Below are 1,482 nucleotides of genomic sequence, written 5' to 3' on the forward strand. Positions count from 1 at the left end.
ATAATCGCACGGCATCCAAAAAACTACACTTATCTTACCCTTCGGTTCTGAAGTCTTATTCGGTTGAAATTCCTAATGATGCTGGATTTGTGAAAGAGATCTCCTCTTCTCCGGGAGGTTTTGACGCCAGGATCTTCCTTGAACAGGAAGTGAGTGAGTTTGTCATGAATACCGAATACGTTATTTCGGGAGTCGTTGAGGTGGGTTCGGATATAGCTGTGTTAAGCTATAGATTCTGGGAACCGAATTCCGACGCTATGACAAGGGATATTTCTCTCGCTATGGAGCTTCCAGAAACGATAATTTCGAGACTTACAGAGGATGATATTTCTGTTAGACCATTTAAGGAAGCGAGTTTTGAAATTGAAGGAAACCTTGTCAAACTGCAAATGAAGTCGGTTCTTTCAAATGCTTCTGGCGAAATCAAGATCTCATTTCCGAAGAGCATTGCTAATACGATGCCAAATGCGGTCAATACAACTATAAGTAAAAGTGCATTGCGTAAGGAACATGAATCCGCTATGTTCCAGCAAGCCTTTCTTTCTGGTTTGATTGGCTTCCAAATAGCAGTTCCTTTCTTCGTGATCTTCTTCACATTCATACTTTTCGGGATCGAACCACAGGTGAAGTCTGAAATAGGCTACAGACTCTACGATGTACCGGGTTACCTTCTCAATGCTGTAATCAAGAATCCCTTTCAGGAAATTGACCATAACGGGTTTCTATCTACGATTATGGAGATGCATAACAGTGGGGAGATACAGATTGGTGAGAACACAATATCTTTCGAAACAAGTGAAAAAGGAATTCCGACACAGCAAAAATGGGCTTTGCAGACGCTGAAATCTCTTAGAAGAAATGAGGATGGATCGATAGAGATCCCTGATGCAGAGAGCGACGCTTTTTCTTTTGACGAGTTCAAAGAACAATACGGTTTCTGGCGGAAGCATGCTATGCGTGTTGTAAAGTCGGGGCGATTCTATGAGTATCTGGGTTCAACTGTAATGTCTGTGTTTTCTATATTGTATCTAATAATATGGTCACTGATATTGAAATTCGTCTTTGGGAACTGGCAAGTTTATCTCTCCTTCCCCGATGAATCGCTGGCGATTTCAATAGTCCTTTACGTCGATTGGTGTCTCGGCTGGCTACTTCTCGTTCTTCCAAAGAATATCTTTGCTCGGTGGACGCCTTCTGGAAGGTTGTTCTACATGGAATGGAAAAAAACCGAGAAGGAGCTTCTTTCAAAACAGTCATGGACTAATGATGACATTGCAAAGCTAGTTGCTCTTGGTCACCTACAGGACCTTATTTCCAACAGGAAGAGAGTATCTGATCAACAGCTCACTTTGCTGCGCCAGCTACAAAGACTCGAGATGATTTTTAACAAGGTGAGACCTTGATTCCTACATTGAATTTGAGCTGATTAACCCGAAAGTGAACAGGGTTGACAACTGAAATTCTAATCCTTTATAATTAGTT

At 41.6% G+C, this 1,482-nt stretch carries 1 protein-coding gene; it reads left to right on the forward strand.

Annotation, left to right across the window (positions count from 1 at the left end; genetic code table 11):
• Positions 1–1,403: DUF2207 family protein (locus BG32_RS07095; protein WP_147434866.1), on the forward strand; the 1,403-nt coding region annotated here is incomplete at its 5' end.
• Between the last annotated feature and the right edge of the window lie 79 nt (positions 1,404–1,482).

The organism is Mesotoga sp. HF07.pep.5.2.highcov (genome assembly GCF_003666285.1).
GTDB lineage: Bacteria > Thermotogota > Thermotogae > Petrotogales > Kosmotogaceae > Mesotoga > Mesotoga prima.